Below are 25,963 nucleotides of genomic sequence, written 5' to 3'. Positions count from 1 at the left end.
CTACAGTCGGAGATTTGCGGCTGAACGGCAATGGGTTCTCCTTTGGATTGCCCGTTGCGCTTTCTTCACCACCTCATTCCTGTGCTTGTCACAGGAATCCAGCCAGCCCAAGTCCTTGGGCTGAAAGAAAGTCCCTCCGTCGCGCAGACGCGCGCCGACTGGATTCCTGTGACATCCTCGGGCTTGTTCCGGGGAACAGGAATGAGGGTGAGTGAGGTGCATGCAGATGTGCCTTGTTCCCACGCTCCTCTTTATTTGTTCTTTCTCTCGCAGGCCAATCCCATGACAATGTCTCACAATTGCGATCCGGCGCTCTACGGCGTCTGGCCGGAAACGCCCGCCTATGCGGGTGAGGACGCGCTTGAAGCCGCGCCGGAGACGAAGTCGCGGGCCGACAGGCTGGCCGCCGAAGATGCGGCGCGCAACGGCAGCCTGCGGCAATTGCTGAACGAGCTGACGGAGGAGATGCGCGAGCAGTTCTGCCTGTACCGCAATCTCCGCCAGGCGAGCGAAGCGGCCTTTCTGGCGACGGCGGAGGACGCTTCGGGCAAGCTGGCGCGCGCCGATGTGAAGGCTGCGACGGACCAGCTTTCGCTGATCGTCCGCACGCTGGAGCGGATCGACGCCCTGCAACGGGTGCTGGCGGAAGAAAGGGAAGCTCTTTTCAGCGAAGACGAAACCGAGGCGGGGGATTACGAAGCGGCGGTGGCGCATTTCCTCAACCGCATCGATGAACTGGCTGAACAGAAATGCCGCGCGAAGATGGCGGCCGATCCCGCCCGCAGCCCATCCGCAGAAGCCGACACATGACGGATATGTCGACCGGACCCCATCTGCCGGCGCAGGTCTTCAACCTCCTGCGTGACTGGCGTTTCATCGGCAACCTGCCGCAGCAGCCGCCGGAGGGCGACTGGCGGACATGGCTTCTGATCGGCGGGCGCGGTTCCGGCAAGACGCGCGCCGGGGCGGAATGGGTGCATCGTGTCGCGTCCGCCGGCAAGCAGTCGGATTTGCGCATCGCGCTCGTGGCAGAAACGCTGGGCGACGCCCGCGAGGTGATGATCGACGGCATTTCCGGCATCTGCCGCATCGCCCGCCGCCATCGTCCCGCCTTCGAGGTGTCGCGTCGGCGGCTCCTCTGGCCGAATGGCGCGATGGCGCAGGTGTTTTCCTCGGAAGACCCGGAAAGCCTGCGCGGCCCGCAATTCCACATGGCCTGGGCGGATGAGCTGGGCAAATGGAAATATCCGCAGGAAACCTGGGACATGCTGCAATTCGGCCTGCGTCTGGGTGAAATGCCCCGGCAACTGGTGACCACCACGCCACGGCCCATTCCTCTGCTGAAGGCGCTTCTCGCCGATCCCATGACACGGGTAGCGCGGATGCCGACGGCCATGAATGCGCGCAATCTTTCGCCCGGTTTTCTCAAAGCCATGCAGGACCGTTACGGCGGCACGCGGCTGGGGCGTCAGGAAATCGGCGGTGAATTGATCGACGAGCGCGAGGGCGCGCTGTGGAAACGCGCCGATCTGGAAGCGATCGTCGAAGCGGCGCATGAGCCGCTCACGCGGATCGTGGTGGCGGTAGACCCGCCCGCCGGCGTTGGTGAACATTCCTGCTGCGGCATTGTCGTGGCGGGGCTCGGCATGTCCGGCCGTCTTAACGTGCTGGCGGATTGCTCGGTGGAAGGCGAAACGCCGGCCGGCTGGGCACGCGCCGTGGTCGCCGCCTTTCGCCGCCACGAGGCTGACCGGGTGGTGGCCGAGGTCAATCAGGGCGGAGAGATGGTGCGCGCCATGCTGCAGAGCATCGACGCCAACCTGCCGCTGACACTGGTGCGGGCAAGCCGCGGCAAATTCACCCGCGCCGAGCCGGTTGCCGCACTCTACGAACAGGGCAGGGTGCGCCACGCCGCGCGGCTTGAAAAGCTGGAAGACCAGATGACGGATTTCGGACCTGACGGCCTATCCTCCGGGCGTTCGCCGGACAGGCTGGATGCGCTCGTCTGGGCGATAACAGCGCTGACGACGATGGTGGTGAGTGAACCGAAAGTGCGGGGGATGTGAGGTGGCTGATTATTGGCTCCCGCGAATGAGAGCCAATTACCCGTCGAGCGGATGCCCCCGGTTTCTTCTCCCCGCCGGGGAGAAGAAAAGTGAGGCACCGTCAACGCCCATTTTCGGGCGTCTGACGGATATTATTTCTTCGGGGATTGCGCCGGTTTCGGCTGGGAGCCGGTTTCACGCATCTGGCGCCACTCGTTTTCGAGACGGTCATAAACGGTCTGGGGGATTGTCGCTGTCATGGTGGCATTCCTCCTTGAATGGTTAACGCTGCAGGATTGCGCGGTGAATGGAGTTAGCGCGCTAAGGTTCCGGAATTCAAGGAATTTTTTACCCCAAAACCCCGGGGCGCGGATTAAAATCGATTAAGGTTTTTTCAAATCGATTTAGTTCCGGCGGCCTGCATGTGGAAAAACCGGCGTCATATCGCCCATCATTTTCAGGAGCCATCATGGCCTATGACGAGGCGCGATTCTTCGCGTCGGCGCGGATTTCCATTTTCGGCGGTCGCCTGCGCGCGGTCCAGCTTGCCGGCACGAAAACGATGCTGGCAGGGTTCGAAAAGGCGATGCCGGGCGGCGATCCGCGCTGGCTCGCCTATATGCTGGCGACGGCCTTTCACGAGACGGCGGCGACCATGCAGCCGGTGCGCGAGACATTGGCGGCAAGCGATGCCGAGGCGATGGCAAGGCTCGACCGCGCCTTTGCGGCGGGCAGGCTGCCCATGGTGCGCAAGCCCTATTGGCGGCCGGACACGGAGGGTAAGAGCTGGCTGGGGCGCGGTTTCGTGCAACTGACGCATCGGCGCAATTACGAGGCCATGTCGGCGCTGACCGGCGTCGATCTCCTGGAACGGCCGGAACGGGCCATGGAAGCGGAGGTGGCCACCGCGATCCTGATCCACGGCATGGCGGGCGGTGGTTTTACCGGCCGCAGGCTCTCCGATTTCTTCAGCGACAGGCGTGAGGATTGGGACGGCGCCCGCGCCATCATCAACGGCAGCGACAGAGCGCGGCTGGTGGGCGGTTACGGGCGCGCATTTCATCACGCGCTTGTCGCCGCGCGGATTGAACCCGGGCGGGCCAGATGATAACCCGTTACCCGGTGCCGAAAAGGCTGCCTCCGAATTCTGCATGACAGGTGACACCGTGATCCGCCATATCGTCTTTTTCACCGTTCCCGAGGAAAACCGCGACGCCGTGCGCAGGGGGCTTTCCGGCCTCACCGCGATACCGCATTCGCTGAAGCTGGAAATCGGCGAGAACGTGAAGAAGGACCAATGGGGCAATTCGGTCGATTTCATCGTCTATGGCGAGTTCGAAAACGAGGCGGCGCTCGCCGCTTACAAGGCCGATCCCGCTTATGACCTCTCGACCCGCACGGTAAAGCCGCTGCGCGAAACCCGCGTTGCCGCCGATTTCGACAGCGATACGGCGGTGAAAGCGCCGATCCGGTAAACGTCCGGTTTCGCCGAAGTTGGCGCGAGATATTGCCGCTGTGCGGACAGGGTGCCTCACGCGCGACGTCATCCTTGGGCTTGTCCAAGGATCTGATCACGTCCAATAAAATCGAGACGTCGCAGATGCTCGGGACAGGCCCGAGCATGACGAAAGAGAGCTTTCAGGACGTCGTCAGAAATTTCAGCGTCTACCCTGTCGGTGAAAACCCCACGCGGGTGACGCCGCAGGACTCGACGCCGCGCGCCATCAAAACAAGGACAACTCCATGCGATTTCCCTTTTCCCTGCCGTGGCTGCGCCCGGCGGATGGCAGAGCCGTGCCTGAAAGCCGGAAAATGGCCGATGGCTTCATGGCGGTTGCCGTGCAGGGCGGACAGGCTTTCTGGTCGGGCCGGTCCTATGCCGCACTTGCCCGTGAGGGCTTCATGAAGAACCCGGTGGCGCACCGGGCCGCCCGCATGGTGGCGGAGACCTCGGCTTCCGTCAGCTGGCTGCTTTATGATGGCGAAGAGGAACTCGCCGATCACCCGCTCCTGGCGCTGCTTTTAAAACCGGGCGCCCATATGGGCGGGCCGGATTTTTTCGAGGCGCTTTATGGTCACCTCATGCTCGCCGGAAATGCCTATATCGAGCCGCTGATGGTGGGCGGGCGGCTGCGCGAGCTGCATCTTCTGCGGCCCGACCGGGTCAGCATCGTCGAAGGGCCGGATGGCTGGCCGGTGGCCTATGATTACCGTGCTGAGGGCCGCGCCTCCCGGCGCATCGCCGCCGAGCGCGACGGGCTGGGGCTGCTACATTTGAAACTTTTCCATCCGCTGGACGACCGGGCGGGTTTTGCGCCGCTCGCCTCCGCAGGGGCCGCGCTCGATCTGCACAATGCCGCCAGCCAGTGGAACAAGCGCCTGCTCGACAATTCCGCCCGGCCCTCCGGCGCGCTGGTCTACCAGCCGAAGGAGGGCGGCAATCTCTCCACCGAACAATATGAGCGGCTGAAGCGCGAACTGGAGGAAGGCTATCAGGGGGCGATGAATGCCGGCCGGCCGCTGCTTCTGGAAGGCGGGCTGGACTGGAAGGCCATGGGTCTTTCGCCGCGCGACATGGATTTTCTCGAGGCCCGCAATGGGGCGGCGCGCGATATCGCGCTTTCGCTCGGGGTGCCGCCGATGCTGATCGGCATTCCCGGCGACAATACCTATGCTAACTACCAGGAGGCGAACCGCGCCTTTTATCGCCTGACCGTCCTGCCGCTTGTTTATCGCACGGCGACGAGGCTCTGCGGCTGGCTTTCTCCGGTCTTCGGCTCTGGGCTGAGGCTCGAACCCGATCTCGACCGGATTGCCGGGCTTGCCGGCGAGCGGGATGCGCTCTGGGCACGCATCGGCGCGGCCTCGTTCCTGAGCGACGAGGAAAAGCGCGAAGCCGTCGGTTATTGATCGCCGCCCCGGCGGGATCGAAACCCCGGTTTCCCGTTCAATCATTTTCTGAAGAAGCGGAATCTCCCTGTGAGGTCTTCCGTCCAAGCGATTCCGAAGATTCGCAAAATCACCGGCGCAGGCGCGCAAAAAGCGCCTGCGTGCGACGCGGCGCGTCCGCCCGATAACCACATCCTAGAACGGAATGATTACCCATGTCTGAATTCGCCAATGAGGCCGGCATCTGGGCCGCCCGCATCACCGGCGCCGTGGCGGGCGCGGGTGTATCGCTCGTTTATCTCCTGCCGAAAAGCAAACGCGAGGCCGCGAGCCGTTTCATCACCGGCGTTTCCTGCGGCATGATCTTCGGCGGGCCTATCGGCCTGTGGATCGTACAGCAGCTCGATATCGCCGGCGCGCTTTCGGGCCGGGAAATCATGGTGGCGGGTTCCGCCGCCGCCAGCATGGGCGCGTGGTGGGGGTTGGGCGTGCTGGTGCGCATCGCCGACCGTTACGGTGCGCGCCCGCGCGCCTGACACTTCCTTCACATCGCAGGAGTTTTCCATGCACGTTTATCGCGGGCTGCGCCCCGCCACGCGCAAATTCGCCAATCTGGAACTGCGCGGCATTGCCAGCGACGGCACCTTTTCCGGTTATGCCAGCGTTTTCGGCGAGGTCGATCTCGGTCAGGATGTCATCGAGCGCGGCGCTTTCCGCCGCTCCATCGAGGAGCGGGGCGCAGCCGGCATCCGCATGCTCTACCAGCACGATCCGGCCGAGCCCATCGGCGCCTGGCGCACCATCCGCGAGGACGAGCGCGGCCTTTATGTCGAGGGCGTTCTCGCCCCCGGCGTCGCCCGCTCCCGCGAGGTGCATTCGCTGATGAAGACCGGGGCGCTGGACGGGCTGTCCATCGGCTTTCGCACCGTCCGTTCCGGCAAGGCGGCGAGCCACGGCGTCCGCCGCATCCTGGAGGCCGATCTGTGGGAAATCTCGGTCGTGACCTTCCCGATGCTGCCCTCGGCGCGCGTTTCCGACGTCAAGCATGCCCGCTTCTTCCGCGACCGCGAGACCGAGCTGGTGCGCACCATGCGCCGCGCCGCCCGCGCGCTGTTCGACACGACACCCAAACGCTGACTTCCGGACAATCACCAACAAGGAAACGACATGACAGACCAGATGACGAAACCGGCCCCGATGACCGTCGCGCCGCAGGTGAAGGCCGTGCCCGATACGATGACGGCCGCCTTCGATGAGTTCATGGAGGCCTTCGACGCCTTTCGCGAGACCAACGACCAGCGGCTTGCCGATATCGAGCGCAAGATGGGCTCTGATGTCGTGACCCGCGACAAGCTCGACCGCATCGACAGGGCGCTCGACGACAACCGCCGGATCATGGACGATCTGGCGCTCAAGAAAGCGCGTCCCGCGCTTGGCCGCAAGGATGCGCTTTCCCACGATACCGAAGAGCACAAGGCCGCTTTCGAGGCCTATATCCGTCGCGGCGAGGAGGGCGCGCTGCGCGATCTGGAGGCCAAGGCCTTTGCCGGTTCGACCGGGGCCGATGGCGGTTTTCTGCTACCGAACGAGACGGATGGAGAGATCGGCCGGCGCATGACGGCGATTTCGCCGATCCGTGCGCTGGCGACCGTGCGGCAGGTTTCCGCCGCCGTGCTGAAGAAGCCCTTCTCGCCCGGCGGCATGACGACCGGCTGGGTCTCCGAGACGGCGGCGCGTCCGCAAACGGCAACGCCGCAGCTTGCCGAGCTTTCCTTCCCGACCATGGAGCTTTACGCCATGCCGGCGGCGACACAGGGCCTGCTGGATGATGCGGCAGTCGATATCGAAGCCTGGATCGCTTCCGAAGTGGATATCGCTTTCGCCGAACAGGAGGCCGCCGCCTTCATCGCCGGCGATGGCGTCAACAAGCCCAGGGGTTTCCTCTCCTATGCCGCCGTTGCCAATGATGGCTGGAGCTGGGGCAATATCGGTTATGTCGCGACCGGCGTTTCAGCCGGTTTCGCCTCGGCCGGGCCGATGGATGTGTTGCTCGATGCCGTTTATGCGCTGAAGGCCGGCCATCGCCAGAACGGAACCTTCCTGATGAATCGCAAGACGCAAGGGGCGCTGCGACGCTTCAAGGATACCAGCGGCGCCTATCTCTGGCACCCGCCCGCCGCCGCCGGCCAGCCGGCCTCGCTGATGGGCTTTCCGGTGACGGAGGCGGAGGACATGCCGAATGTGGCGGCCAACAGCTTCGCCATCGCCTTTGGTGATTTCCGCGCCGGCTACCTCGTCGTCGACCGTACCGGGGTGCGCATCCTGCGCGATCCCTATTCGGCCAAACCCTATGTGCTGTTCTACACCACCAAACGCGTGGGCGGCGGCGTGCAGAATTTCGAGGCGATCAAGCTGGTGAAATTCGGGGTGAATTGACCGTAGACCTTGCGGCCCTTTCTTCTCCCCGTCGGGGAGAAGATGGCCCGAAGGGGCAGATGAGGGGGCAAGCTCTCCGAACACATCTACCCTTGCCCCCTTATCCCGCTGCCGCGGACTTCTCCCCCTCGGGGAGAAGAAACAAGCGGCGCCCGCTCGCTAATGCGATTACCTTCCTTCCGGAGACCCCATGACCTATGCCCTCATTCATCCGCCGCAGGCGGAGCCGCTGACGCTTGCCGAGGTGAAGGCGCATCTGCGTCTCGACAGCGGCGACGAGGATGCGCTTCTTGCCGCGCTCATCCGCACCGCCCGCGAGCATCTGGAACGCACGACCGGGCTTTGCCTCATCCGCCAGACCTGGCGGCTTTATCTCGACCGGTGGCCTGAGAGCGGCGTGATTCCGATTGGCAGGACACCGGTGCAAGCCATCGAAACTATACTGGTTTTTGACGGTGAGGGTCGCTCGACGGACATCACCGCCGGGGAAAAATTGCTCGATGGCGCGGCGCGGCCGGCAAGGCTGTGGCTGCGTGATCCGCCGGCCCCTGGACGGGCGATGAACGGCATCGAGATCGATTTCATTGCCGGCTACGGCGAAGCGGGAACGGATGCGCCCGACACGCTGAAACGCGCCATGCTGATGCATGTGGCGCAGATGTTCGCCTTTCGCGGCGCGGTCGCCCCGGAAAACCAGCCCGCCGCCATTCCCGCCGGTTACGAGCGGCTGGTGGCGCCCTTCTGCCGTCTGGGGCTTTGAGACATGAACCTTGTTTTTCTCGATCCCGGCAGGTTGACGGCGCGGCTGGAACTGGACGTGCGGACCGAAACGCCGGACGGGCAGGGCGGTGCTGCCGAAAGCTGGAATTTCCTGCGGTCGCTCTGGGCTGCGATCGAACCCATTTCGGAGGCGTCGCATGAACGCGCCTCGGCCGAGGGCGTGACGATCACCCATCGCGTCTGGCTGGCTTACCGCGGCGACATCGCCGCCGGCATGCGCTTTCGCAAGGGCCGCCGCATTCTGGCGATCCGGGCGGTGATGGACCCGGATGAGACGCGTCGCTTCATTGTCTGCCGCTGCGAGGAGGAAAGTCGATGAGCGCCGCAAACCTGCTTCTGCAGGCAATTTTCGCAAGGCTCGGCAGCGATGCGGCGCTGACAGCGCTTATCCCCGGCGGCATCATCGACCGGCTTCTGCCGCGCCCGGTTCTGCCGTGCATCGTTATCGATGATCTCGAAAGCCGGGATTATTCGACGGCGACGGAAAGAGCCGAGGAGCATTTCCTGTCGCTGCAGATATGGAGCGACGCCAATGGCCGCAGGGGCGCCGGCGAAATCGTCGACCGGGTGAAGATCCTGCTCGATGATGCGGCGCTGCCGATTGCCGGCGTCTCTCTCGTCAATCTGCATCTTCTTTCCAGCCGCTCGCGGCGCGAGGCGAAGACACGGAATTTCATCGCGGAAATGCGTTTCAGGGCGGTGACGGAGTAGCGCCGTTTCAGGAACCCTGCCTGCGCACGGTTTTCCACAGAACGATCAGCAGCAGAAACGAAATGCCGATCAGCACGGAGGCGATGGTGAGCATGGCGGATACGCCGCCGCGATCGAGCGCCAGGGTGAAGATGACCGGCGCCACGGCAATGGCGAGGTTCTGCGGCAGGGAAATGCGCGCGGCCTGAAGCCCATATTCTTCCGGCGAGAACACAGCCAGCGGCAACACGGCCCGGCTGACGGTGAGCACGCCGGCGCCAAAGCCGAAGAAAACGATGAAGCCGATGAAGGCGGGCATGGCCGGGGCAAAGGCGAGCAACAGCAGCAGGGAAAAGAGCAGCAGACAGAAGCCGATCATGGCAGTGAGGAAGGGATTTCCGTGCTTCCCGAGCAGGAAATCCAGCCCGCGTGCCGTAATCGCAAGGACGCTGCGTGCCGATGCCAGTTGCACCGCAAGCGATTGCGTCGCGCCGGCCTGAACCAGAAGCAGTGGCAGGAGCGGTGACAGGCCGAAGGTCGTGAACGCGCTGATCGTCGTCATCGCGGCCAGCAGCACGAAGGCGCGCCGCGTATCGACCGGTGAGGGCGACATCGCCGTCTCTTCTTTCGGCTTTGCCTCTTTTCGGGCCGGACGGCCGGGAAGCACGAAAAGATAGAGGGGCAGCAGGATGAAGATTTGCAGACAGGCATAGGCGGCAAGCGTGCCGCGCCAGCCGAGATGCTGATCGGCAAGCGTCGTGACCGGCAGGAAAACCGCCGCGGAAAGCCCGGTGAACAGCATCAGCAGCGTCAGCAGCCGGCCGCTTTCCGCGCCCACACGTTCCACCACGGCCGCATGGGCCGCCGTCGTCAGGCCGCAGGTGGCGGCAAAACCCATCACGGCCCAGCCGAAGAGATAGCTCATCGCCCCGCCCGCAAAGGCGAGCATGGCAAAGCCGGCCGCGAAGAATACCGAACCGGCCGCCAGCACCGGCGCCGCGCCGTGGCGCATCAGCATTCTTCCAAGCAGCGGGCCGCACAGGGCGCTGATGGTCATCATGATCGTGAGGCCGGCGAAAACCACGCCGTTGGTGATGGCCAGTTCCTTGCCGATCCGTGGCCCGAGGACGGCCAGCATATCGAAACCGCTACCCCAGCTCACGATCTGCCCGACCGCAAGCACGCCGATAAGGCGCGCGCGAGACGTCAGGGGGGCAGCGTCGGACATGGTGAGATCGCGGGGTGCGAGGTGCAGGAATGCTTTTGGTAGCAGGCCCGCCGCGACCCCGCAACAGCAATCGAGACGAAAGGAAACAACATGGTGGCGCAGAAGGGCAAGGACCTGCTGCTGAAGATCGACAATGCCGGTTCCTACGCAACCGTCGCGGGGCTGAGGACAAAGCGGCTGGCCTTCAATGCGCAGGCCGTCGATGTGACGGATGCCGAAAGTGCGGGGCGCTGGCGGGAGCTTCTTGCCGGCGCCGGTGTGCAGCGGGCATCGCTCACGGCCTCCGGCATCTTCAAGGATCAGGCGAGCGATGCGCTGGTGCGCGGCGCATTTTTTGCGGGCAGCATTCCCGGCTGGCAGATCGTCATTCCCGGTTTTGGCATCGTTACCGGGCCGTTCCAGATCGTGGCGCTCGAGTATTCCGGCCGTCACGATGGCGAGGTGCAATTCGAGATCGCGCTGGAATCGGCCGGTCTTCTCACATTCGGAGCGCTGTGATGGCTGAGCGTCTGCGTTACGGGCGGGCGAACCGCCATCGCGGCGAGATCGAGGCGCTGATCGACGGCGAAAGGCGCGTTCTCTGCCTGACGCTCGGGGCCTTGGCCGAACTCGAAACCGCCTTCGCAGCCGACGACCTCACCGCGCTTGCCGAACGTTTCGCGAGCGGCCGCATGAAGGCGGTCGACATGGTAAGGGTGATCGGCGCGGGCCTGCGCGGCGCGGGCAATGTCTTTTCCGACGAGGATGTGGCCGCTGCCACGGTGGAAGGCGGCATTGCCGGCCATGCCGCCATCGTCGCCGATCTTCTGACCGCCACCTTCGGCGGCCTGAAAGGCGAGACGCCGGCGGACCCTTGAGCGCCGCAGCAGGCGGAGCGACGCCGCGCCCGTTCCCCTGGGAGGCGGCGATCCATGCCGGCTTCTGCCTGCTGCGGCTCTCCTCAGAAACCTTCTGGCGGCTGACCCCACGGGAATTCTTCGCGATGACGGGCGGCAACGCCGTTCTCCTCGGCCCCGACCGTCAGGCGATGGAGGCGATGATGCGGCGTTTTCCGGATGGGTGACGGCGTCAGGGCATTTTTCGTGGACGGCCGCCCTTGGCACCGTTCACCCGACTGGCTGCCGCCTTGGCAGGAGAGCGGGATTGCCCGCCCTTGCGCTGCGTTTCCATGAATGTGCGGCTGCCGAAAATACCGTTCATCAGGCCGCTGATCGTATAGTCGACATCGAGCGTTTCCCAATGCAGACCCGTCTCGCCAAGCAGCTCGACATCGGAAAGCTGTTCGGCGGTCGCGTCCTGCAAGCCTTCGAGCGCCCGCGCGGGAAACATGAAGCAGGCGCCGTTGGCGAAATCGACGATGACACGGGCCGAGGCCGTTTCGAAACGTACGGAAACCGGAATGGGGCGCTCGGCGCGCTCTTTTTGCCAGCGTTCCTTGGCGGCGGCGAGTTCGGCATCGCTGACCTCAACCATGATATCGTCTCCAGGTTTCCATAAACAGCTTCCGGTTTTCCTCGATGACGGCGACGGCGCGCCGCACATCCCGGTCCGACATGCCGCCCTGTGTGAGAACGACGAGGCTGACGATGTCGATACGGGCCACCCTCTCCATAGACATGGGCATGCGGCGGCTCGTGATCGGCCGTGTAGATGACAAAACGCATGCCATGCTGGCGGAGAACCGTAACCATGAGAACCATAACCCAAGAAGTTGGGTTTTAAAAGAGTGTGGGTTGGAGCAGCGGTTTTTGAGAGCTGTTTCAGCACCATGCATTCCCCAGTTGAATCAGAAAGGCAAGCGCGATGGCGGGCGAAGGATCGATGGCGGAGAACCGGGAAGAGGCGGAGGCGCTGTCCGAGGTGATGGGCGATCTAGAACGCCGGTCCGAGCGGTTCGGCGCGGCCCTGACCTCGGCCCTGCAGGCGGCGACGGCGGGCGGCAAAGGGCTGGACGATGTGTTGCGCGGGTTGGGGCAGCGGCTGTCCGGCATCGCGCTTTCGGCCGGTCTGAAACCGCTGGAGGGCATGATCGATAATGCTGTCAGCGGGCTGTTGAACGGCGGCGGTTCGCTGTTCGCTTTTGCCGATGGCGGTGTGCCGGGACGCAGCATCACGCCCTTTGCCGATGGCGGCGTCGTTTCCAGCCCCGCCTTTTTTCCAATGGGCGGCGGGCTTGGCCTGATGGGCGAGGCGGGGGCGGAAGCGATCCTGCCGCTGAAGCGCGGTTCGGATGGCGCTCTCGGCGTTGCCGCGCCGTCCGGCGGCGGCGGGGCGCAGATCGTTTTTAACGTGACGGCGACGGATGCTGCGAGCTTTCGGAAAAGCGAAGGCCAGATCGCGGCCATGCTGGCGCGCAGCGTCGGGCGCGGCCAGCGCGGATTGTGACGCATGCGCGTCCTCCCGCTTTTCAAGACCATCGAAAAGAATCCAGGAACAACGACATGGCGGCATTTCATGAAGTGCGGTTTCCGCTGCGGCTCGCACTCGGGGTGAGCGGCGGGCCGGTGAGGCGGACGGATATCGTCAACCTGTCCAATGGCCGCGAAAGCCGCAATCAGCGCTGGAGGAACGCCAGACGCAGCTATGACGCCGGATCCGGTATCCGCTCCGTCGCCGATCTTTATGAGGTGCTCGCCTTTTTCGAGGCGCGGCGCGGCGAGCTTTACGGCTTTCGTTTTCGCGACCCGGTGGATTTCAAATCCTGCCCGCCGGGAGAGACGCCCGCCGCGACCGATCAGAGGATCGGCACCGGCGACGGCGTGACAGCGGGTTTTCAGTTGCGGAAGACCTATGCCGATGCCGGCGGCTCCTTCGTGCGGCGGATCGAGAAACCGGTCGAAGGCTCGGTCATGGTTTCGGTCGAGGGGGTGAAGGTCGAAGCGGCTGATGTGGCGGTCGATCATGTAACCGGTATGATCGTGTTCCGTGCGGGGCGGGTGCCGCCCGCCGGCGCCGCGATCCGCGCCGGTTTCGAATTCGACGTGCCGGTCCGCTTCGGGATCGACCGTATCGACGTGAACCTGACCGCTTTCGAGGCGGGCCGTATTCCCTCCATTCCACTGATGGAAATCCTGCCATGAAAACCATTCCCGCCGCCCTTGCCAGGCATCTCGGGCAAGATGCGACGACCACATGCCATTGCTGGAAGGTGACACTGAAGGACGGTGCGGTGGTCGGTTTTACCGATCACGACGAGGCGATATCACTCGGTGGTCTGTCCTACCTTGCCGCCAGCGGTTTCGCTGCGAGCGATACCGACGGCGAAACGGGACTGGGTGCCGGCGCCGGGGAGGTGGCGGGCGGTTTTTCGAGCGAGACGATTGCGGAGGGCGATCTGGCCGCCGGGCGTTTCGATGGGGCGAGGGTGGAGCTTTTCCTCGTCAACTGGCAGGCGCCCGACCAGCATGTGCTGCTGAACAGGCGCGAGATTGGTGAGGTGACGCGGGCCGGCGGGGCGTTTCGCGCCGAGCTGCGCAGTCTTGCCCATCGCCTCGGCCAGCCGCAGGGCAGGGTCTATGGGCGGCGCTGCGACGCCGCCCTTGGCGACAGGCGTTGCGGTGTCGATCCGGCCCGCTTTACCGGGCATGGCAGCGTGGCGGCGGTGGATGCCTCGGGCGGCCTGCTCGTCTCCGGGCTCGATGCCTTTGCTGATGGTTTTTTCAGCCGGGGGAAGCTGCGTTTTCTGACCGGCCCGCTCGCCGGCAAGGGGTTCGATCTCGACGGGCAGGAGCGGCGGGACGGTGGCGTTCTTCTGTCCTTCTGGCTGCCGCCGGAACAGCCGCCTTTGCCGGGAGATGCGTTTTCCGTCACCGCCGGCTGCGACAAGAGTTTTTCCACCTGCCGCACGAAATTCGCCAATCATCTGAATTTTCGGGGCTTTCCGCATCTGCCGGGGGCGGATTTCGCCTATTCCTACGCGGCGGGCGGCGAGAGCCATGACGGCGGGGCGCTGTTTTCATGAGCGATCCCGGCGAAAGAGTGCTGGCGCTCGCCGAAGGCTGGATCGGCACGCCCTATCGGCATCAGGCCTCGTTGCAGGGTGTCGGCTGCGATTGCCTCGGCCTCATTCGCGGCATCTGGCGCGACCTTTACGGCCACGAACCGGAATTGCCGCCGCCCTATGCGCCCGATTGGGCCGAACGCGGCGGCGAGGACCGGCTGATGGCGGCCGCAAAACGCCATTTTCCGGCGGTGGCGAGCCTGGAAGAGGCAAGGTCGGGAGACCTGCTGCTGTTCCGCTGGCGGGCCGATGCGGCGGCAAAGCATCTGGGCATTCTCGCCGATCCGCAGCATTTCATCCACGCCTATGAACAGGCGGCGGTGGTGCGTTCGGCGCTGGTGCCCGGCTGGCGGCGGCGCATCGCCGGCGTCTTCCGTTTTCCCGATCCCTGATTTTTCGAGGCAAGCATGGCGACAATCGTTTTTCAGGCGGCGGGCGCGGCACTCGGCGGCATTTTCGGTCCTTTGGGCGCGGTGATCGGCCGGGCGGCTGGGGCGCTGGCGGGCAATGCCATCGACCGCACGCTGCTTTCGAACGGGCGGACGGTAACGGGCGCGCGGCTCTCGACCGCGCGCATTCCCGGCGCGGATGAGGGAGCGGCGATCAACCGGCTCTATGGCACAGCACGGATCGGCGGCACGCTGATCTGGGCGTCGCGTTTCGAAGAAAGCGTGGAGGTGGAGCGGCGTGGCGGCAAGGGCAATCGCGGCCCGAAGGTCGAAACCTTTCGGTATTTTGCCAACATCGCCATCGGTCTTTGCGAAGGCGAAGCGGCAAGGGTGCGGCGCGTCTGGGCCGATGGGCGGGAACTGGACCTGAATGCCGTGGAGATGCGCTTTTATCCCGGCAGCGAGACGCAATTGCCCGACCCGCTGATCGAGGCGAAGCAGGGGGCGGGCAATGCGCCGGCCTTTCGCGGACTGGCCTATGTGGTGTTCGAACGCCTGCCGCTCGACGGGTTCGGCAACCGCATTCCGCTCATGCAGTTCGAAGCGGTGCGGTCGGTCGGCCGGCTGGAAAAATCCATCCGCGCCATCACCGTCATTCCGGGCGCCACCGAGCACGGTTACGCCACTGCGCAGGTTTCCGAAAGGACGGGGATCGGCCAAAGCCGCATCATGAACCGCAACGGCCTGACCGCTTCGACCGACTGGGGTGCCGCGATCGACGAGTTGCTGGATCTGTGCCCCAATCTTGAGAGCGTGGCGCTGGTGGTGAGCTGGTTCGGCACGGATATGCGGGCGGGGGAATGCCGCATTCTGCCGGGCGTGGAAGTGCCGGCCGGGATGGGGAAACCATGCCATGGTCCGTCGCCGGCATGTCACGCGATGAGGCGCATCCTGTCAGCCATCATGACGGCGGCCCGGCCTATGGCGGCACGCCGAACGACGAAAGTGTGTTGCAGGCGATAGCCGATCTCAGGGCGCGCGGCCTTCGGGTGTGCCTTTACCCCTTCGTGATGATGGATGTTCCCATCGGCAATGGTCTGCCGGACCCCTACGGCAAAAGCGAACAGGACGCCTATGCCTGGCGCGGGCGCATCACCTGCTTTCCCGCACCCGGCAGGGCCGGTTCTGCGGATCGCAGCGCGGGCGCAAGGGCGCAGGTTTCCGCCTTCTGCAACCGTGACGAAGGCTATCGTCGCATGGTGCTGCACTATGCGGCGCTGGCGGCCCAGGCGGGGGGAGTGGATGCTTTCCTGATCGGCTCGGAGCTGCGCGGGCTGACCTCGCTCAGGGACCAGAACGACGCCTTTCCCTTTGTCGGGGAATTGCTGCGGCTGGCGGGCGATGTGCGGGCGATATTGGGGCCGGCGGTGAAGCTTACCTATGCGGCGGACTGGAGCGAATATTTCGGCCACCAGCCGGCGGACGGTTCGGGCGACGTGTTCTTCCATCTCGATCCGCTCTGGGCGAGCCCGAATATTGACGCCATCGGCATCGACAATTACATGCCGCTTTCCGACTGGCGTGACGGGGATGCCGCAAACGGCAATCCGGACGGCATGACCTGCCCGGATGATGTGAGCGCCTTCCGCCGCACTATTACGGCGGGAGAGGGTTTCGACTGGTATTATGCCAGCGATGCGGACCGCGCCGCGCGGCGGCGCACGCCGATTACCGACGGGCTGAAGGGCAAGCCGTGGGTGTTCCGTTACAAGGATTTACGGAACTGGTGGGGAAACCTCCACTACGACCGGGTGCGGGGTGTGGAGAAAACCGCGCCCACGGCATGGGCGCCGCGCTCGAAGCCCATCTGGTTCACCGAACTCGGCTGCCCGGCGGTGGACAAGAGCGCGACCCGCCCCAATGTCTTTCCCGATCCGAAATCGGCGGAAAACGCCTTTCCCTATTTTTCCCGCCGCAACCGCGCCGACAGCCAGCAGCGACGGTTTCTGGAGGCGCATCTCGACCATTGGGGAAAGGGCGATGCGGCGATGGTCGATGCAAACCGGGTCTATCTGTGGACCTGGGATGCGCGGCCTTTCCCTGCCTTTCCGCAGAATGGCGCGGCATGGAGCGATGGCGGCAACTGGCGCACCGGCCACTGGCTGAACGGGAGGCTGGGCACGGCAACGCTCGCCGATGCCATCGCCGCCATCCTCACCGATCACGGCTTTTCCGACTTCGACGTTTCCGCCGTCAGCGGCGATCTGGGAGGTTATGTGCAGGGAGACGTGACCTCGGCCCGCAACCTCTTGGAGCCGCTGATGGCGGCGTTTCAGGTGGATGTGGCGGAAGATGGCGGAACCCTGCGCTTCCGCTCCCGCAACACGGCGGTCTTGCCGGTGCGGGATGTTGCCGTGCTGGCCGATCTGGAGGACGAGCCGCTTTGGTCGGAAATTCGCGGCCATGACAGCGATTTCGCGGCTGAAGCCGTGCTGACCTCTTTCAACCCGGCGCTGGATTACGAGCAGGCAAGCGCAAGGTCCCGCCGCATCGACAATGCCGGCAGCCGGGTGATGCGGCTCGATCTTAACGCTGCTCTGCCTGCGGAAACGGCGGAAGCCGCCGTCGAGGCGCTGTTGCGCGACAACCGGCAGGCGCGGCGCAGCCTGCGCTTTGCTCTGCCGCCTTGCTATATCGCGCTTGAACCGGGTGATTGTATCCGCCTGCCGGAAGGGGCTTTTCCGCAGGTGCCGGCAGGGCGGTTTCTGGTCAGCCGGATCGAGGACGGCGCGGTGCGGCAGGTGGAGGCGCGGGCCTTTTCCGCGGCCTTTCCGGTCTTTGCCGGCGGCGCGGAGGAACGGCGCAGCAGCGGCGCAAGCGGAGCCGAAGGTTTCGCGCCGGAAGTGCTGTTTCTCGATCTGCCCTACCATGACGGCACCGCGCCGGAGGATTCGGCGCGGATTGCGGCGCTTGCAAAGCCCTGGCGGCCAATCATCATTTCCGCGTCGCCGGGCAGGGAAGGTTACCGGCAGCGCGTGCTGCTGGACCGGCCGGCGATGATCGGCGCGCTGGCAATGCCGCTGACATCAGGCCCTTCCGGCCGCTTCGACCGGAAAAACACCGTTGTCGTCGATCTGCCCTTCGGCGAGGTATCGTCGGCCGGGGAGCTTCCGGTGCTGAACGGCGAGAACCGTTTAGCCATCAAGGCGGCGAACGGCGTGTGGGAGATCGTCGCCTTCGCAAAGGCCGAGGAAATCGCACCCTCGCGCTGGCGGCTCTCCTCTCTTCTGCGGGGACTGGCCGGCACGGAAGACGCGCTCGCCGCAGGCGCGCCAAAAGGTGCGCCGGTGGTGGTGCTGGATGCGGCGGTGCAGCCGCTCGGTCTTGCCGTGAGCGAGCGCGGGCGACGCCTGAACTGGATCGCGGAAGCCGCCGGAATGGCGGGCGCGCCGAGCGGTCCTTTTGCCTTCGAGGGCGGCCTGCGGGCGCTGACACCGCTCGCGCCGGTGCATCTTGCCGCCGAGCGGCGCGGCGACGGCGTTTTCATCAGGTGGAAACGCCGGGGCCGGGTGGAGGCCGATGGCTGGGATGCGAGCGACATCCCGCTGGACGAGCCCTTCGAGCTTTATCGCATCGAGGTGCTGGACGGCGAGACCGTGCGGCGCGTGGCGGAGGTTTCGCAACCCTTCTGGTTTTACCCCGCCGCAGACGAACTCACAGATTTCCCGGCATTGCGGGATCACATTTCCGTGCGTGTCCGAATGCTCGGCCGTGCGGTGCCCTCGGGCGTTGTGGCGCAGGCCACCCTCCCGATCTGACATGTGCCTGAAAAACAACGCAAAGGACGAGACTATGGACAATACCAAAGCATGGTATCAATCGCGCACGATCTGGGGCGCCCTGGTGGCGGTTTTCGCACCGCTTTTCAGCATCGCCGGCCTTGATCTGCCCGCCGGTCTGCAAGGAGAACTTGCGGACGGGCTGGTGACGGTTGCGGGCGGAATCGGTGGTCTGGTCGCACTTTATGGCCGTCTTTCGGCGACCAGCGCCATTCGCTGACAGCGCCCGCGACGACGCCGTTCCCGCCTGGCGCCCATGCGGCGGGGGCGGCATTCATTTGCCATTCAGACGCTTTACGCTACATATTCGGTCACAATACGGTTCGAGACGCACCCGGTTTTTTGGAAGTTTGTAGAATGGCATCACCTCTCATCATCGCGACGCTTGCAGCCGGGCTTTCCGGTTTCACGGCGCCCGAGGCTGATCTGCAGGGCCATTACATTCTGGCGGCGAGCGATTGCGGCGCAGCCGTCGCCCGCGTCGTGCGCGAAACCGGCGGTCAGCTGCTTTCGGTCTATCCTTCCGGTGACGGTCAGTCCTGTGTCGTCACCGTTCTCGTCCAGGGCAATGGCGAACGCCCGCGCAAGGTGACGATGCGCGTGCCGATGTAGCTTGCCCGCATCGCCGAAATATCGGAAAACAATCCGACACATTTAGCATGACCGGCGACGCGCCTGCGGGCCGGGATACAGGAAAGGGCGGACAATGCGTATTCTCGTTGTTGAGGACGATGCCAATCTCAATCGTCAGCTGACCGATGCGCTGAAAGAAGCCGGTTATGTCGTCGATCAGGCATTCGACGGCGAGGAAGGCCATTATCTCGGCGATACCGAGCCCTATGACGCCATCGTTCTCGATATCGGCCTGCCGCAGCTCGACGGCATCACCGTCGTTGAAAAATGGCGTGCGGCCGGCAAGGCCATGCCGGTGCTCATCCTCACCGCCCGCGACCGCTGGAGCGACAAGGTTGCCGGCATCGACGCCGGCGCCGACGATTACGTCACCAAGCCTTTCCATGTCGAAGAAGTGCTTGCCCGCGTGCGCGCGCTCATCCGCCGCGCCGCCGGCCATGCTTCTTCCGAACTGGTGTGCGGACCGGTCCGGCTCGACACCAAATCTTCCAAGGCCACCGTCAACGGCACGACGCTGAAGCTCACCTCGCACGAGTTCCGGCTGCTGTCCTATCTGATGCACCACATGGGTGAGGTCGTCTCGCGCACGGAGCTGGTCGAACATATGTACGATCAGGATTTCGACCGGGATTCCAACACCATCGAGGTGTTTGTCGGCCGTCTGCGCAAGAAGCTCGGTGTTGATCTGATCGAGACGATCCGTGGTCTTGGTTACCGGATGCAAGCGCCGGCAGATGCGAAGTAATTCCCTCACCGCCCGCGTTCTGCTGCTCGCCTCGCTCTGGTCGGTGCTGGCGCTGGTGGTGATCGCCGTCGTGATCTCGACGCTTTACCGGCAGGGGGTGGAGCGCAGCTTCACCGATCTTCTGAGGGCGCAGCTTTATAACGTCATCAATTCCGTGACGATTTCCAACGAGAACACGCTGGCCGGCAGCCCGCAGCTCGGCGATCTGCGCTTTTCGCAGCCCGATACCGGCTGGTACTGGGTTGTCGAGCCGCTCGGCAATTTCCAGACCGCGCCGCTGGTGTCATCGTCGCTCGGCGTCTCCACTTTGCCGGTGCCGAGCATTCTCGATGCGCCCTTCGACAACCGCTATGAGCGCTTTTATGCCGTCACCGACGAGGCCGGCAATCAGGTGCGCGTGGCGGAAACGGAAGTCGTGCTGGATGGCGAGGGGCGCGCGGCGCGTTTCCGTGTCTCCGGCAATCTGAACGTCGTGGAAGACGATGTGCGCGATTTCTCCAACAGCCTTTATCTGGCACTCGCCGTTTTCGGTGTCGGCAGTCTCGTCGTCAACGGTCTTGCCATTCTCTACAGTCTGCGGCCGCTCGATCAGGCTCGCGTGGCGCTCGGCAAGATCAGGGGCGGGGAGGCGGAAAGCCTCGAAGGCGAATTCCCGCGTGAAATCCAGCCGCTTGCCAATGAGGTCAATGCGCTGATCGACAGCAATCGCCGCCTGGTGGAGCGCGCCCGCATGCAGGTCGGCAATCTCGCGCATTCGCTGAAGACGCCGATCGCCGTTCTTCTGAACGAGGCCCGCACGCTGGAGCCGCAGCATGGCGATCTGGTGCGGGCGCAGGCGGACGCCATGCAGGCGCAGGTGCAATCCTATCTCTCCCGCGCCCGCATCGCCGCCCAGCGCGGCTCGATCCTTGCCCGCGTGGAAGCGGAACCGGCGCTGGAACGGCTGGTGCGCGTGATGCGCCGCCTGAACCCCGACAAGCAGTTCGTGCTGAATTTCGAGCAACCCGGCGCGGTACTCGGCATGGAGCAGCAGGATCTGGAAGAGGTCGTCGGCAATCTTCTCGAAAATGCCGCGCGTTTTGCGCAGACGCGCGTGGTCATCACGCTTGCGACCGGCACGCACCCATCCTCCGATGCGGAAATCGCCCGTCGCTCCTGGGTGGAGCTGACGGTGGAGGACGACGGGCCGGGGCTTGAGCCGGAACAGATCAGCGAAGCGATGAAGCGCGGGCGGCGGCTGGACGAGAGCCGGCCGGGCACGGGCCTCGGCCTGTCGATCGTTTCCGAGGTGGTGTCAGAGTACCATGGCCGGTTTTCGCTGTCGCGCAGCGCCATCGGCGGCCTGAAAGCCGATCTGATTTTGCCGGGCCTTTCGAAAGAGCTTGCGTGAGGCAAGAAAAAAGGCAAGAAATTCAATGGCACTATATTGGGTGCAATGCGGTAGGAAGAGGACAGGGTTTGGTTGACGTGTATGATGGCTGCCGCTCCGTGACAATGCGTTCGCTGGTGTCACGCCCGGCACTTCTCTCGATCCTGTGCGTATCGATGCTGAGCGCCTGCACCACCACGGGCACCCGCCCGGCGGGCGGCGGTCTGTTCGGCCGTTCATCGCAGCCTTCGACGCCGTTCCTTGCCAATCTGGAAGGCGGCATTGTCGGGCGAAGCGGCGTGCAGCTCGACAGGGGTGACCAGACCAAGGCGCTGGAGGCCGAATACAAGGCGCTGGAAACGGCCCCCGTCGGCACGCCTGTGTCGTGGACCGGCGATGACGCCAAGGGGCAGGTGGTCGCCAATGCGCCCTATCAGGTCGGCAATCAGAATTGCCGGCAATATTCGCACACCCTGACCGTCGACGGACGCGAAACCAGAGCGCGCGGTGCGGCCTGCCGCAATGCCGATGGAAGCTGGTCGCCGCTGACTTGAAATAGTTTGACGTAAATCAAGGTCATGGGCCTTTTGCGATGACAAGAAGAGGCATGGCGGTGCAGCCGGGAAATGGCCTGCGGTGCGGCGTGATGTCTCAAATTCGCGTCATCCCCGCGCTTCATGTTTCCATGTGCCGCGCATTCGAGTAATTGAGCCGTATGTTCTGGATTGTCGTTGCGATATTGACGGCGGCTGTCGCCATCGTCCTGATGTACCCGCTGATGCGGAAGACCGAGGCGCCGCAGACGCGCCGCGACGGTGAGGTCGCTGTTTATCGCGATCAGCTGGCCGAACTGGACCGCGAACGTGCCGCCGGCCTGATCGGCGACACCGAGGCGGATTATGCCCGCGCCGAAATCGGCCGCCGGCTTCTCGCCGCCGCCGAAGCGGAAGAGCAATCCGGCAAAGAAACCCGGCCGCGCCGGCACAATCTCGCCGCCAGCCTCATCACGGTTCTGCTGCCCGCGCTCGGTCTCTGTCTTTACATCTGGAACGGCAGTCCGGAAGTGCCGGACATGCCGCTCGAGGCACGTCTTGAAAAGCCCGGCAACGATATGAACCTGCTGGTCGCCCGGGCGGAACGGCATCTGGCGCAGAACCCGGAGGACGGCGCCGGCTGGGATATTCTCGCACCGATCTATTTCAAGACATTACGGCTTGGCGATGCCGAGCTTGCCTATCGCAACGCGCTTCGTATTCTGGGACCGAGCCCGGAACGGCTGACGGGCCTTGGCGAAACGCTGGTGGCCGGCAATGACGGCATCGTCATCGAGGCCGCGCGTGCTGCTTTTGCTGAGGCAGAAGAGCTGAAGCCCGGCAATCCGCGCGCCCGCTTTTATCTGGCGCTGTCGCTGGAACAGGCCGGCAAGGCCGAGGAAGCGCGCGCTGCCTTCACCGCGCTGGCGGCCGATGCACCGGCCGGCGCGCCGTGGCTGCCGCTGGTGCGCGAACATATCGCCCGGACCGGCGGCGCAGCGATCCCTGCCGCACCCGGCCCGACCGCTGAGGACATGGCGGCTGCGAAAGACATGACAGCGACGGACCGACAGGCGATGATCGAGGGTATGGTGGCGAGCCTCGATGCCAAGCTGAAGGAAAATCCGGCCGATTTCGAAGGGTGGATGCGGCTTGTCCGTGCCTATTCCGTGCTGAAGAACGAAGCCAAGGCCGGAGAAGCGCTGCGGGCGGGGCTGAAGGCCTTCCCGCCGGAGGGCGAGCAGGGCAGGCAGCTTCTGGCGCTGGCCAAGGAACTGGGCGTTTCCGCCGGACCGATCCGCATGAACGGGCAGCAGGATGCCGCGCCGCAGGGAGTGACGCAATGACCCGCAAACAGAAACGCCTGGCGATCATCGGCGGCGGCATGAGCTTCATCGTTGCAGCCGTGCTGCTGGTCATGTTCGCCTTCGGCCAGTCCATTGCCTATTTCTACATGCCGGCCGACCTGGAGAAAACGCCCGTCAACCCCGGCACCCGCATCCGCCTCGGCGGGCTGGTGGCGGAAGGCTCGATCAAGCGCGGCGAGGGCCGCACGGTGAGCTTCACGGTGACCGACGGTGAAGCGAACGTGCCGGTCAGCTATACCGGCATCCTGCCCGATCTTTTCCGCGAAGGGCAGGGCGTGGTGACCGAAGGCATGTTCGATGCCGCGACCCACGGCTTCGTGGCCGACAGCGTTCTGGCCAAGCACGACGAGAACTACATGCCGAAGGAAGTGGCCGACCGGCTGAAGGACAAGGGCCTGTGGCAGCACGCGGGGGAAGGCGAAGAACCCGCTGCCGCAACGCCAGCGGCCAGCGCACCTTCTTCCGACAAGACCGGAGCGACCAGATGATCAACGAGATCGGCCATTATGTTCTGGTTCTGGCGCTCGGTGTGGGGCTGATCGTCTCGACGCTGCCGGTTATCGGCGCGCGCCGTAACGACCGGGCGCTGATGGATGTCGCCTCGCTCGGCTCGGTCCTGATGTTCCTGCTGGTCGCCTTCTCCTTCGCGGCGCTGACGCGAGCCTATGCCGTCTCGGATTTTTCCGTGCGCAATGTCTGGGAAAACTCCCATTCACTGATGCCGATGATCTACAAGCTCACCGGCGTTTGGGGCAACCACGAAGGCTCCATGCTGCTGTGGCTGCTCATCCTCGTGTTTTTCAGCGCCCTCGTCGCCGCCTTCGGCCGCAACCTGCCGGAAACGCTCAAAGCCAATGTGCTTGCGGTGCAGGCATGGATTTCGGTCGCCTTCCTGCTGTTCATCCTGCTCACCTCCAATCCGTTCCTGCGGCTGGAGCCGGTGCCGGCCGAGGGGCAGGACCTTAACCCCATCCTTCAGGATTTCGGCCTCGCCATTCATCCGCCGCTGCTCTATCTCGGTTATGTCGGCTTTTCCGTCTGCTTCTCCTTTGCCGTTGCGGCGCTGCTGGAAGGACGCATCGACGCAGCCTGGGCGCGCTGGGTGCGGCCATGGACACTCGCCGCTTGGACCTTCCTGACCGCCGGCATCTCCATGGGCTCCTACTGGGCCTATTATGAACTCGGCTGGGGCGGCTGGTGGTTCTGGGACCCGGTTGAAAACGCTTCCTTCATGCCGTGGCTTGCCGGCACCGCGCTGCTGCATTCGGCGCTCGTCATGGAAAAGCGCGAGGCGCTGAAGATCTGGACCGTGCTACTGGCGATCATGACCTTTTCGCTCTCGCTGCTCGGCACCTTCCTCGTCCGCTCCGGCGTGCTCACCTCGGTGCATGCTTTCGCTACCGATCCGAGCCGCGGCATCTTCATTCTCGGCATCCTGACCGTCTTCATCGGCGGCGCCTTCGCGCTCTTTGCCTGGCGCGCGCCGTCGCTCAAGGCCGGCGGCCTGTTTGCGCCGATCTCGCGCGAAGGGTCGCTTGTCCTCAACAACCTCATCCTGACGGTCTCGACCGCGACCGTGCTGATCGGTACGCTTTACCCGCTCATTCTGGAAACGCTGACGGGCGAAAAAATCTCGGTCGGCGCGCCTTTTTTCAATCTTACGTTCGGCCTGCTGATGATCCCGATCCTGATCGTCACGCCGTTTGGCCCGATGCTCGCCTGGAAGCGCGGCGATCTTCTCGGAGCCTTCCAGCGGCTTTATGTGGCGGCAGCGCTTGCGGCCCTTGCCGGGCTGACGCTCTGGTACATCGAAAATGGCGGTCCGGTGCTGGCCGCACTCGGCATCGCTGCCGGTTTCTGGCTGATCTTCGGCGCTTTCGCCGATCTCTGGTATCGCGCCAATTTCGGCAAGCTCGCCTTCGGTATCGCGTTTCGCCGCCTAAAGGGCCTGCCGCGTTCGGCCTTCGGTACGGCGCTGGCGCATATGGGGCTCGGCATCACCGTGCTCGGCATCGTCATCGTCACCACTTTCGAGACCGAGACGGTCCTGGAAATGAAAGAGGGCATGGCGGCGGAAGCGGGCGGTTACAGCCTGACCTTCGATGGCGTCCGCCATGCCGTCGGCCCGAATTTCACCGAGGATCGCGGCCATTTCACCGTGCGCAAGGCGGGGGTGGAGGTGGCCGATGTCTGGTCGTCCAAGCGGCTCTATACCGCGCGGCGCATGCCGACGACGGAGGCCGGCATCCTGACCTTCGGCCTCAGCCAGCTTTATGTCTCGCTGGGTGACCCCATGGCCGATGGCGGCATGGTGGTGCGCATCTGGTGGAAACCCTTCATCCTGTGCATCTGGGGCGGCACCCTGTTCATGATGGCGGGCGGTTTCATCTCGCTCTCCGACAGACGGTTGCGGGTGGGTGCGCCGAACCGCAAGGCGAAGCCGGTGCGGGCTGCAATGCCGGAGGCGGCGGAATGAGTGCGGCCTTGTTCCGGGGAACAGGAATGAGGGAGAGAGTGGCAAGGCTCGCTCTTCTTCTCACCCTCATCTTCGCAGCAGCCTCTCCGGCCTTCGCGTTCAATCCGGACGAAGTGCTGAAAGACCCCGTGCTGGAGCAGCGCGCCCGCAACCTCACGTCTCAACTCCGCTGCATGGTCTGCCAGAACCAGTCTATCGACGACAGCAATGCCGAGCTGGCGCGTGACCTGCGCGTTCTGGTGCGCGAACGGCTGGTCGAGGGCGACAGTGACAAGGCCGTCATCGATTATGTCGTTTCGCGTTACGGCGAGTTCGTGCTCCTGAAACCGCGCCTCAGCCTGCGTACCGTGCTTTTGTGGGGCGCGCCCATCGGTCTCACCCTTGCGGGAATTTTCGCCGTCTTCGTGTTTTCGCGCCGTCGCGCCACCCAGGAACAGCCGCAGAAACTGAGTGCGGACGAAGAAGAACGAATTCGCAATCTCATTGAAAAATAACCGGTTTTCATTTTTCTCCCCGGTTCTTTTTCAACATTACGGATTTTTCA

At 64.3% G+C, this 25,963-nt stretch carries 30 protein-coding genes and 1 pseudogene; 28 read left to right on the top strand and 3 right to left on the bottom strand.

The features are described 5' to 3' along the window. The first annotated feature begins 282 nt into the window (after positions 1-282). The 11 genes from ACQZ5G_RS05270 (at position 283) to ACQZ5G_RS05220 (ending at position 8,861) form a co-directional block, all read left to right on the top strand. Positions 283-810: a hypothetical protein gene (locus ACQZ5G_RS05270; protein ID WP_003522327.1), complete on the top strand. Its 528-nt coding sequence runs from the start codon at positions 283-285 to the stop codon at positions 808-810. Next, a complete protein-coding gene (locus ACQZ5G_RS05265) occupies positions 807-2,066 on the top strand; it encodes a DNA-packaging protein (RefSeq protein WP_448737490.1) in 1,260 nt (419 codons plus the stop codon). Before ACQZ5G_RS05270 ends, ACQZ5G_RS05265 begins: the two co-directional genes overlap by 4 nt. A 448-nt stretch (positions 2,067-2,514) precedes the next feature. Next, the gene (locus tag ACQZ5G_RS05260; RefSeq protein WP_065654192.1) at positions 2,515-3,153 is read left to right on the top strand and encodes a hypothetical protein; all 639 of its coding nucleotides are present in this window, start codon (positions 2,515-2,517) and stop codon (positions 3,151-3,153) included. A gap of 58 nt (positions 3,154-3,211) precedes the next feature. Then, positions 3,212-3,520, top strand: a complete 309-nt coding sequence (locus tag ACQZ5G_RS05255) for a Dabb family protein (protein ID WP_003522330.1) — start codon at positions 3,212-3,214, stop codon at positions 3,518-3,520. Positions 3,521-3,788: 268 nt separating this feature from the next. Further along, the gene (locus ACQZ5G_RS05250; protein WP_448737491.1) at positions 3,789-4,955 is read left to right on the top strand and encodes a phage portal protein; all 1,167 of its coding nucleotides are present in this window, start codon (positions 3,789-3,791) and stop codon (positions 4,953-4,955) included. Between the two features lie 194 nt (positions 4,956-5,149). Continuing rightward, positions 5,150-5,470 carry a DUF6107 family protein gene (locus ACQZ5G_RS05245; RefSeq protein WP_020808622.1) on the top strand — a complete coding sequence of 107 codons (321 nt, stop codon included), beginning with the start codon at positions 5,150-5,152 and terminating at the stop codon, positions 5,468-5,470. 28 nt (positions 5,471-5,498) lie between these two features. After that, on the top strand, positions 5,499-6,071 hold the full coding sequence (locus ACQZ5G_RS05240; protein WP_448737492.1) for an HK97 family phage prohead protease: 573 nt from the start codon (positions 5,499-5,501) through the stop codon (positions 6,069-6,071). A gap of 30 nt (positions 6,072-6,101) precedes the next feature. Continuing rightward, positions 6,102-7,370 carry a phage major capsid protein gene (locus ACQZ5G_RS05235; protein WP_448737493.1) on the top strand — a complete coding sequence of 423 codons (1,269 nt, stop codon included), beginning with the start codon at positions 6,102-6,104 and terminating at the stop codon, positions 7,368-7,370. A 190-nt stretch (positions 7,371-7,560) separates the two neighbouring features. Continuing rightward, positions 7,561-8,130 carry a head-tail connector protein gene (locus tag ACQZ5G_RS05230; RefSeq protein ID WP_448737494.1) on the top strand — a complete coding sequence of 190 codons (570 nt, stop codon included), beginning with the start codon at positions 7,561-7,563 and terminating at the stop codon, positions 8,128-8,130. 3 nt (positions 8,131-8,133) lie between these two features. Next, entirely contained in the window at positions 8,134-8,469 is a 336-nt protein-coding gene (locus ACQZ5G_RS05225; protein WP_338810174.1) for a phage head closure protein, read from the top strand. Continuing rightward, positions 8,466-8,861: a DUF3168 domain-containing protein gene (locus ACQZ5G_RS05220; RefSeq protein WP_448737495.1), complete on the top strand. Its 396-nt coding sequence runs from the start codon at positions 8,466-8,468 to the stop codon at positions 8,859-8,861. The genes ACQZ5G_RS05225 and ACQZ5G_RS05220 overlap by 4 nt, the downstream gene beginning before the upstream one ends. Before the next feature lie 7 nt (positions 8,862-8,868). Here ACQZ5G_RS05220 and ACQZ5G_RS05215 read toward each other — a convergent pair whose 3' ends face one another. Beyond that, on the bottom strand, positions 8,869-10,068 hold the full coding sequence (locus tag ACQZ5G_RS05215) for an MFS transporter (RefSeq protein ID WP_448737496.1): 1,200 nt from the start codon (positions 10,066-10,068) through the stop codon (positions 8,869-8,871). Between the two features lie 90 nt (positions 10,069-10,158). Here ACQZ5G_RS05215 and ACQZ5G_RS05210 point away from each other — a divergent pair, with 90 nt between their 5' ends. Genes ACQZ5G_RS05210 through ACQZ5G_RS05200 form a run of 3 tightly spaced genes read left to right on the top strand, consistent with a single transcriptional unit; the run spans position 10,159 to position 11,131 of the window. Beyond that, positions 10,159-10,566, top strand: coding sequence for a phage major tail protein, TP901-1 family (locus ACQZ5G_RS05210; RefSeq protein ID WP_003521219.1), 408 nt, complete (start codon positions 10,159-10,161; stop codon positions 10,564-10,566). Beyond that, the gene (locus ACQZ5G_RS05205) at positions 10,566-10,925 is read left to right on the top strand and encodes a gene transfer agent family protein (RefSeq protein ID WP_003521220.1); all 360 of its coding nucleotides are present in this window, start codon (positions 10,566-10,568) and stop codon (positions 10,923-10,925) included. Before ACQZ5G_RS05210 ends, ACQZ5G_RS05205 begins: the two co-directional genes overlap by 1 nt. Then, positions 10,922-11,131: a rcc01693 family protein gene (locus ACQZ5G_RS05200; RefSeq protein WP_448737497.1), complete on the top strand. Its 210-nt coding sequence runs from the start codon at positions 10,922-10,924 to the stop codon at positions 11,129-11,131. Before ACQZ5G_RS05205 ends, ACQZ5G_RS05200 begins: the two co-directional genes overlap by 4 nt. Before the next feature lie 5 nt (positions 11,132-11,136). Here the strand turns inward: ACQZ5G_RS05200 and ACQZ5G_RS05195 are convergent, their stop codons facing one another. Both ACQZ5G_RS05195 and ACQZ5G_RS05190 read right to left on the bottom strand, forming a co-directional pair. Further along, positions 11,137-11,541: a DUF2442 domain-containing protein gene (locus ACQZ5G_RS05195; protein ID WP_448737498.1), complete on the bottom strand. Its 405-nt coding sequence runs from the start codon at positions 11,539-11,541 to the stop codon at positions 11,137-11,139. Then, positions 11,534-11,692, bottom strand: a complete 159-nt coding sequence (locus tag ACQZ5G_RS05190; RefSeq protein WP_448737499.1) for a hypothetical protein — start codon at positions 11,690-11,692, stop codon at positions 11,534-11,536. The genes ACQZ5G_RS05195 and ACQZ5G_RS05190 overlap by 8 nt, the downstream gene beginning before the upstream one ends. A 179-nt stretch (positions 11,693-11,871) precedes the next feature. Between ACQZ5G_RS05190 and ACQZ5G_RS05185 the strand changes: the two genes are divergently transcribed. The 14 genes and pseudogenes from ACQZ5G_RS05185 to ACQZ5G_RS05120 all read left to right on the top strand — a co-directional run bounded on the left by ACQZ5G_RS05185 (position 11,872) and on the right by ACQZ5G_RS05120 (position 25,913). Continuing rightward, the gene (locus ACQZ5G_RS05185; RefSeq protein WP_448737500.1) at positions 11,872-12,453 is read left to right on the top strand and encodes a phage tail tape measure protein; all 582 of its coding nucleotides are present in this window, start codon (positions 11,872-11,874) and stop codon (positions 12,451-12,453) included. A gap of 56 nt (positions 12,454-12,509) precedes the next feature. Continuing rightward, positions 12,510-13,148 carry a TIGR02217 family protein gene (locus ACQZ5G_RS05180; protein ID WP_279658443.1) on the top strand — a complete coding sequence of 213 codons (639 nt, stop codon included), beginning with the start codon at positions 12,510-12,512 and terminating at the stop codon, positions 13,146-13,148. After that, a complete protein-coding gene (locus tag ACQZ5G_RS05175; protein WP_448737501.1) occupies positions 13,145-14,029 on the top strand; it encodes a DUF2163 domain-containing protein in 885 nt (294 codons plus the stop codon). The genes ACQZ5G_RS05180 and ACQZ5G_RS05175 overlap by 4 nt, the downstream gene beginning before the upstream one ends. Continuing rightward, positions 14,026-14,460, top strand: a complete 435-nt coding sequence (locus ACQZ5G_RS05170; RefSeq protein ID WP_448737502.1) for a C40 family peptidase — start codon at positions 14,026-14,028, stop codon at positions 14,458-14,460. Before ACQZ5G_RS05175 ends, ACQZ5G_RS05170 begins: the two co-directional genes overlap by 4 nt. A gap of 15 nt (positions 14,461-14,475) precedes the next feature. Next, positions 14,476-18,275 (top strand): annotated as a pseudogene (locus ACQZ5G_RS05165) (baseplate multidomain protein megatron). A 34-nt stretch (positions 18,276-18,309) separates the two neighbouring features. After that, positions 18,310-18,516 carry a hypothetical protein gene (locus ACQZ5G_RS05160; RefSeq protein WP_448737504.1) on the top strand — a complete coding sequence of 69 codons (207 nt, stop codon included), beginning with the start codon at positions 18,310-18,312 and terminating at the stop codon, positions 18,514-18,516. Between the two features lie 137 nt (positions 18,517-18,653). Next, positions 18,654-18,908 (top strand): hypothetical protein, encoded by a 255-nt coding sequence (locus tag ACQZ5G_RS05155; protein ID WP_003497070.1) that lies wholly within the window; start codon positions 18,654-18,656, stop codon positions 18,906-18,908. A 94-nt stretch (positions 18,909-19,002) separates the two neighbouring features. Further along, positions 19,003-19,674, top strand: coding sequence for a response regulator transcription factor (locus tag ACQZ5G_RS05150; RefSeq protein WP_003509815.1), 672 nt, complete (start codon positions 19,003-19,005; stop codon positions 19,672-19,674). Continuing rightward, positions 19,664-21,064: a sensor histidine kinase gene (locus tag ACQZ5G_RS05145; RefSeq protein ID WP_003521230.1), complete on the top strand. Its 1,401-nt coding sequence runs from the start codon at positions 19,664-19,666 to the stop codon at positions 21,062-21,064. The genes ACQZ5G_RS05150 and ACQZ5G_RS05145 overlap by 11 nt, the downstream gene beginning before the upstream one ends. Before the next feature lie 104 nt (positions 21,065-21,168). Further along, positions 21,169-21,597, top strand: coding sequence for a hypothetical protein (locus tag ACQZ5G_RS05140; RefSeq protein ID WP_080818775.1), 429 nt, complete (start codon positions 21,169-21,171; stop codon positions 21,595-21,597). A gap of 161 nt (positions 21,598-21,758) precedes the next feature. After that, positions 21,759-22,922 carry a c-type cytochrome biogenesis protein CcmI gene (gene ccmI / locus ACQZ5G_RS05135; protein ID WP_448737607.1) on the top strand — a complete coding sequence of 388 codons (1,164 nt, stop codon included), beginning with the start codon at positions 21,759-21,761 and terminating at the stop codon, positions 22,920-22,922. Beyond that, positions 22,919-23,431 (top strand): cytochrome c maturation protein CcmE, encoded by a 513-nt coding sequence (gene ccmE / locus ACQZ5G_RS05130; protein ID WP_448737505.1) that lies wholly within the window; start codon positions 22,919-22,921, stop codon positions 23,429-23,431. The genes ccmI and ccmE overlap by 4 nt, the downstream gene beginning before the upstream one ends. Continuing rightward, positions 23,428-25,419, top strand: a complete 1,992-nt coding sequence (locus ACQZ5G_RS05125) for a heme lyase CcmF/NrfE family subunit (RefSeq protein ID WP_020808641.1) — start codon at positions 23,428-23,430, stop codon at positions 25,417-25,419. Before ccmE ends, ACQZ5G_RS05125 begins: the two co-directional genes overlap by 4 nt. 26 nt (positions 25,420-25,445) lie before the next feature. Next, positions 25,446-25,913 carry a cytochrome c-type biogenesis protein gene (locus ACQZ5G_RS05120; RefSeq protein WP_269830692.1) on the top strand — a complete coding sequence of 156 codons (468 nt, stop codon included), beginning with the start codon at positions 25,446-25,448 and terminating at the stop codon, positions 25,911-25,913. Positions 25,914-25,963: the final 50 nt, after the last annotated feature.

The sequence above is a fragment of the Agrobacterium sp. 22-214-1 genome, assembly GCF_053522465.1.
This window is presented reverse-complemented; position numbering and strand designations above follow the sequence as displayed.

Coding starts and splice junctions, on each gene's coding strand:
- ACQZ5G_RS05270 (WP_003522327.1), top strand. CDS start 283: ATGACAATGTCTCACAATTGCGATCCGGCGCTCTACGGCGTCTGGCCG.
- ACQZ5G_RS05265 (WP_448737490.1), top strand. CDS start 807: ATGACGGATATGTCGACCGGACCCCATCTGCCGGCGCAGGTCTTCAAC.
- ACQZ5G_RS05260 (WP_065654192.1), top strand. CDS start 2,515: ATGGCCTATGACGAGGCGCGATTCTTCGCGTCGGCGCGGATTTCCATT.
- ACQZ5G_RS05250 (WP_448737491.1), top strand. CDS start 3,789: ATGCGATTTCCCTTTTCCCTGCCGTGGCTGCGCCCGGCGGATGGCAGA.
- ACQZ5G_RS05245 (WP_020808622.1), top strand. CDS start 5,150: ATGTCTGAATTCGCCAATGAGGCCGGCATCTGGGCCGCCCGCATCACC.
- ACQZ5G_RS05240 (WP_448737492.1), top strand. CDS start 5,499: ATGCACGTTTATCGCGGGCTGCGCCCCGCCACGCGCAAATTCGCCAAT.
- ACQZ5G_RS05235 (WP_448737493.1), top strand. CDS start 6,102: ATGACAGACCAGATGACGAAACCGGCCCCGATGACCGTCGCGCCGCAG.
- ACQZ5G_RS05230 (WP_448737494.1), top strand. CDS start 7,561: ATGACCTATGCCCTCATTCATCCGCCGCAGGCGGAGCCGCTGACGCTT.
- ACQZ5G_RS05225 (WP_338810174.1), top strand. CDS start 8,134: ATGAACCTTGTTTTTCTCGATCCCGGCAGGTTGACGGCGCGGCTGGAA.
- ACQZ5G_RS05220 (WP_448737495.1), top strand. CDS start 8,466: ATGAGCGCCGCAAACCTGCTTCTGCAGGCAATTTTCGCAAGGCTCGGC.
- ACQZ5G_RS05215 (WP_448737496.1), bottom strand. CDS start 10,068: ATGTCCGACGCTGCCCCCCTGACGTCTCGCGCGCGCCTTATCGGCGTG.
- ACQZ5G_RS05210 (WP_003521219.1), top strand. CDS start 10,159: ATGGTGGCGCAGAAGGGCAAGGACCTGCTGCTGAAGATCGACAATGCC.
- ACQZ5G_RS05205 (WP_003521220.1), top strand. CDS start 10,566: ATGGCTGAGCGTCTGCGTTACGGGCGGGCGAACCGCCATCGCGGCGAG.
- ACQZ5G_RS05195 (WP_448737498.1), bottom strand. CDS start 11,541: ATGGTTGAGGTCAGCGATGCCGAACTCGCCGCCGCCAAGGAACGCTGG.
- ACQZ5G_RS05190 (WP_448737499.1), bottom strand. CDS start 11,692: ATGCCCATGTCTATGGAGAGGGTGGCCCGTATCGACATCGTCAGCCTC.
- ACQZ5G_RS05185 (WP_448737500.1), top strand. CDS start 11,872: ATGGCGGGCGAAGGATCGATGGCGGAGAACCGGGAAGAGGCGGAGGCG.
- ACQZ5G_RS05180 (WP_279658443.1), top strand. CDS start 12,510: ATGGCGGCATTTCATGAAGTGCGGTTTCCGCTGCGGCTCGCACTCGGG.
- ACQZ5G_RS05175 (WP_448737501.1), top strand. CDS start 13,145: ATGAAAACCATTCCCGCCGCCCTTGCCAGGCATCTCGGGCAAGATGCG.
- ACQZ5G_RS05170 (WP_448737502.1), top strand. CDS start 14,026: ATGAGCGATCCCGGCGAAAGAGTGCTGGCGCTCGCCGAAGGCTGGATC.
- ACQZ5G_RS05160 (WP_448737504.1), top strand. CDS start 18,310: ATGGACAATACCAAAGCATGGTATCAATCGCGCACGATCTGGGGCGCC.
- ACQZ5G_RS05155 (WP_003497070.1), top strand. CDS start 18,654: ATGGCATCACCTCTCATCATCGCGACGCTTGCAGCCGGGCTTTCCGGT.
- ACQZ5G_RS05150 (WP_003509815.1), top strand. CDS start 19,003: ATGCGTATTCTCGTTGTTGAGGACGATGCCAATCTCAATCGTCAGCTG.
- ACQZ5G_RS05145 (WP_003521230.1), top strand. CDS start 19,664: ATGCGAAGTAATTCCCTCACCGCCCGCGTTCTGCTGCTCGCCTCGCTC.
- ACQZ5G_RS05140 (WP_080818775.1), top strand. CDS start 21,169: ATGCGTTCGCTGGTGTCACGCCCGGCACTTCTCTCGATCCTGTGCGTA.
- ccmI (WP_448737607.1), top strand. CDS start 21,759: ATGTTCTGGATTGTCGTTGCGATATTGACGGCGGCTGTCGCCATCGTC.
- ccmE (WP_448737505.1), top strand. CDS start 22,919: ATGACCCGCAAACAGAAACGCCTGGCGATCATCGGCGGCGGCATGAGC.
- ACQZ5G_RS05125 (WP_020808641.1), top strand. CDS start 23,428: ATGATCAACGAGATCGGCCATTATGTTCTGGTTCTGGCGCTCGGTGTG.
- ACQZ5G_RS05120 (WP_269830692.1), top strand. CDS start 25,446: ATGAGGGAGAGAGTGGCAAGGCTCGCTCTTCTTCTCACCCTCATCTTC.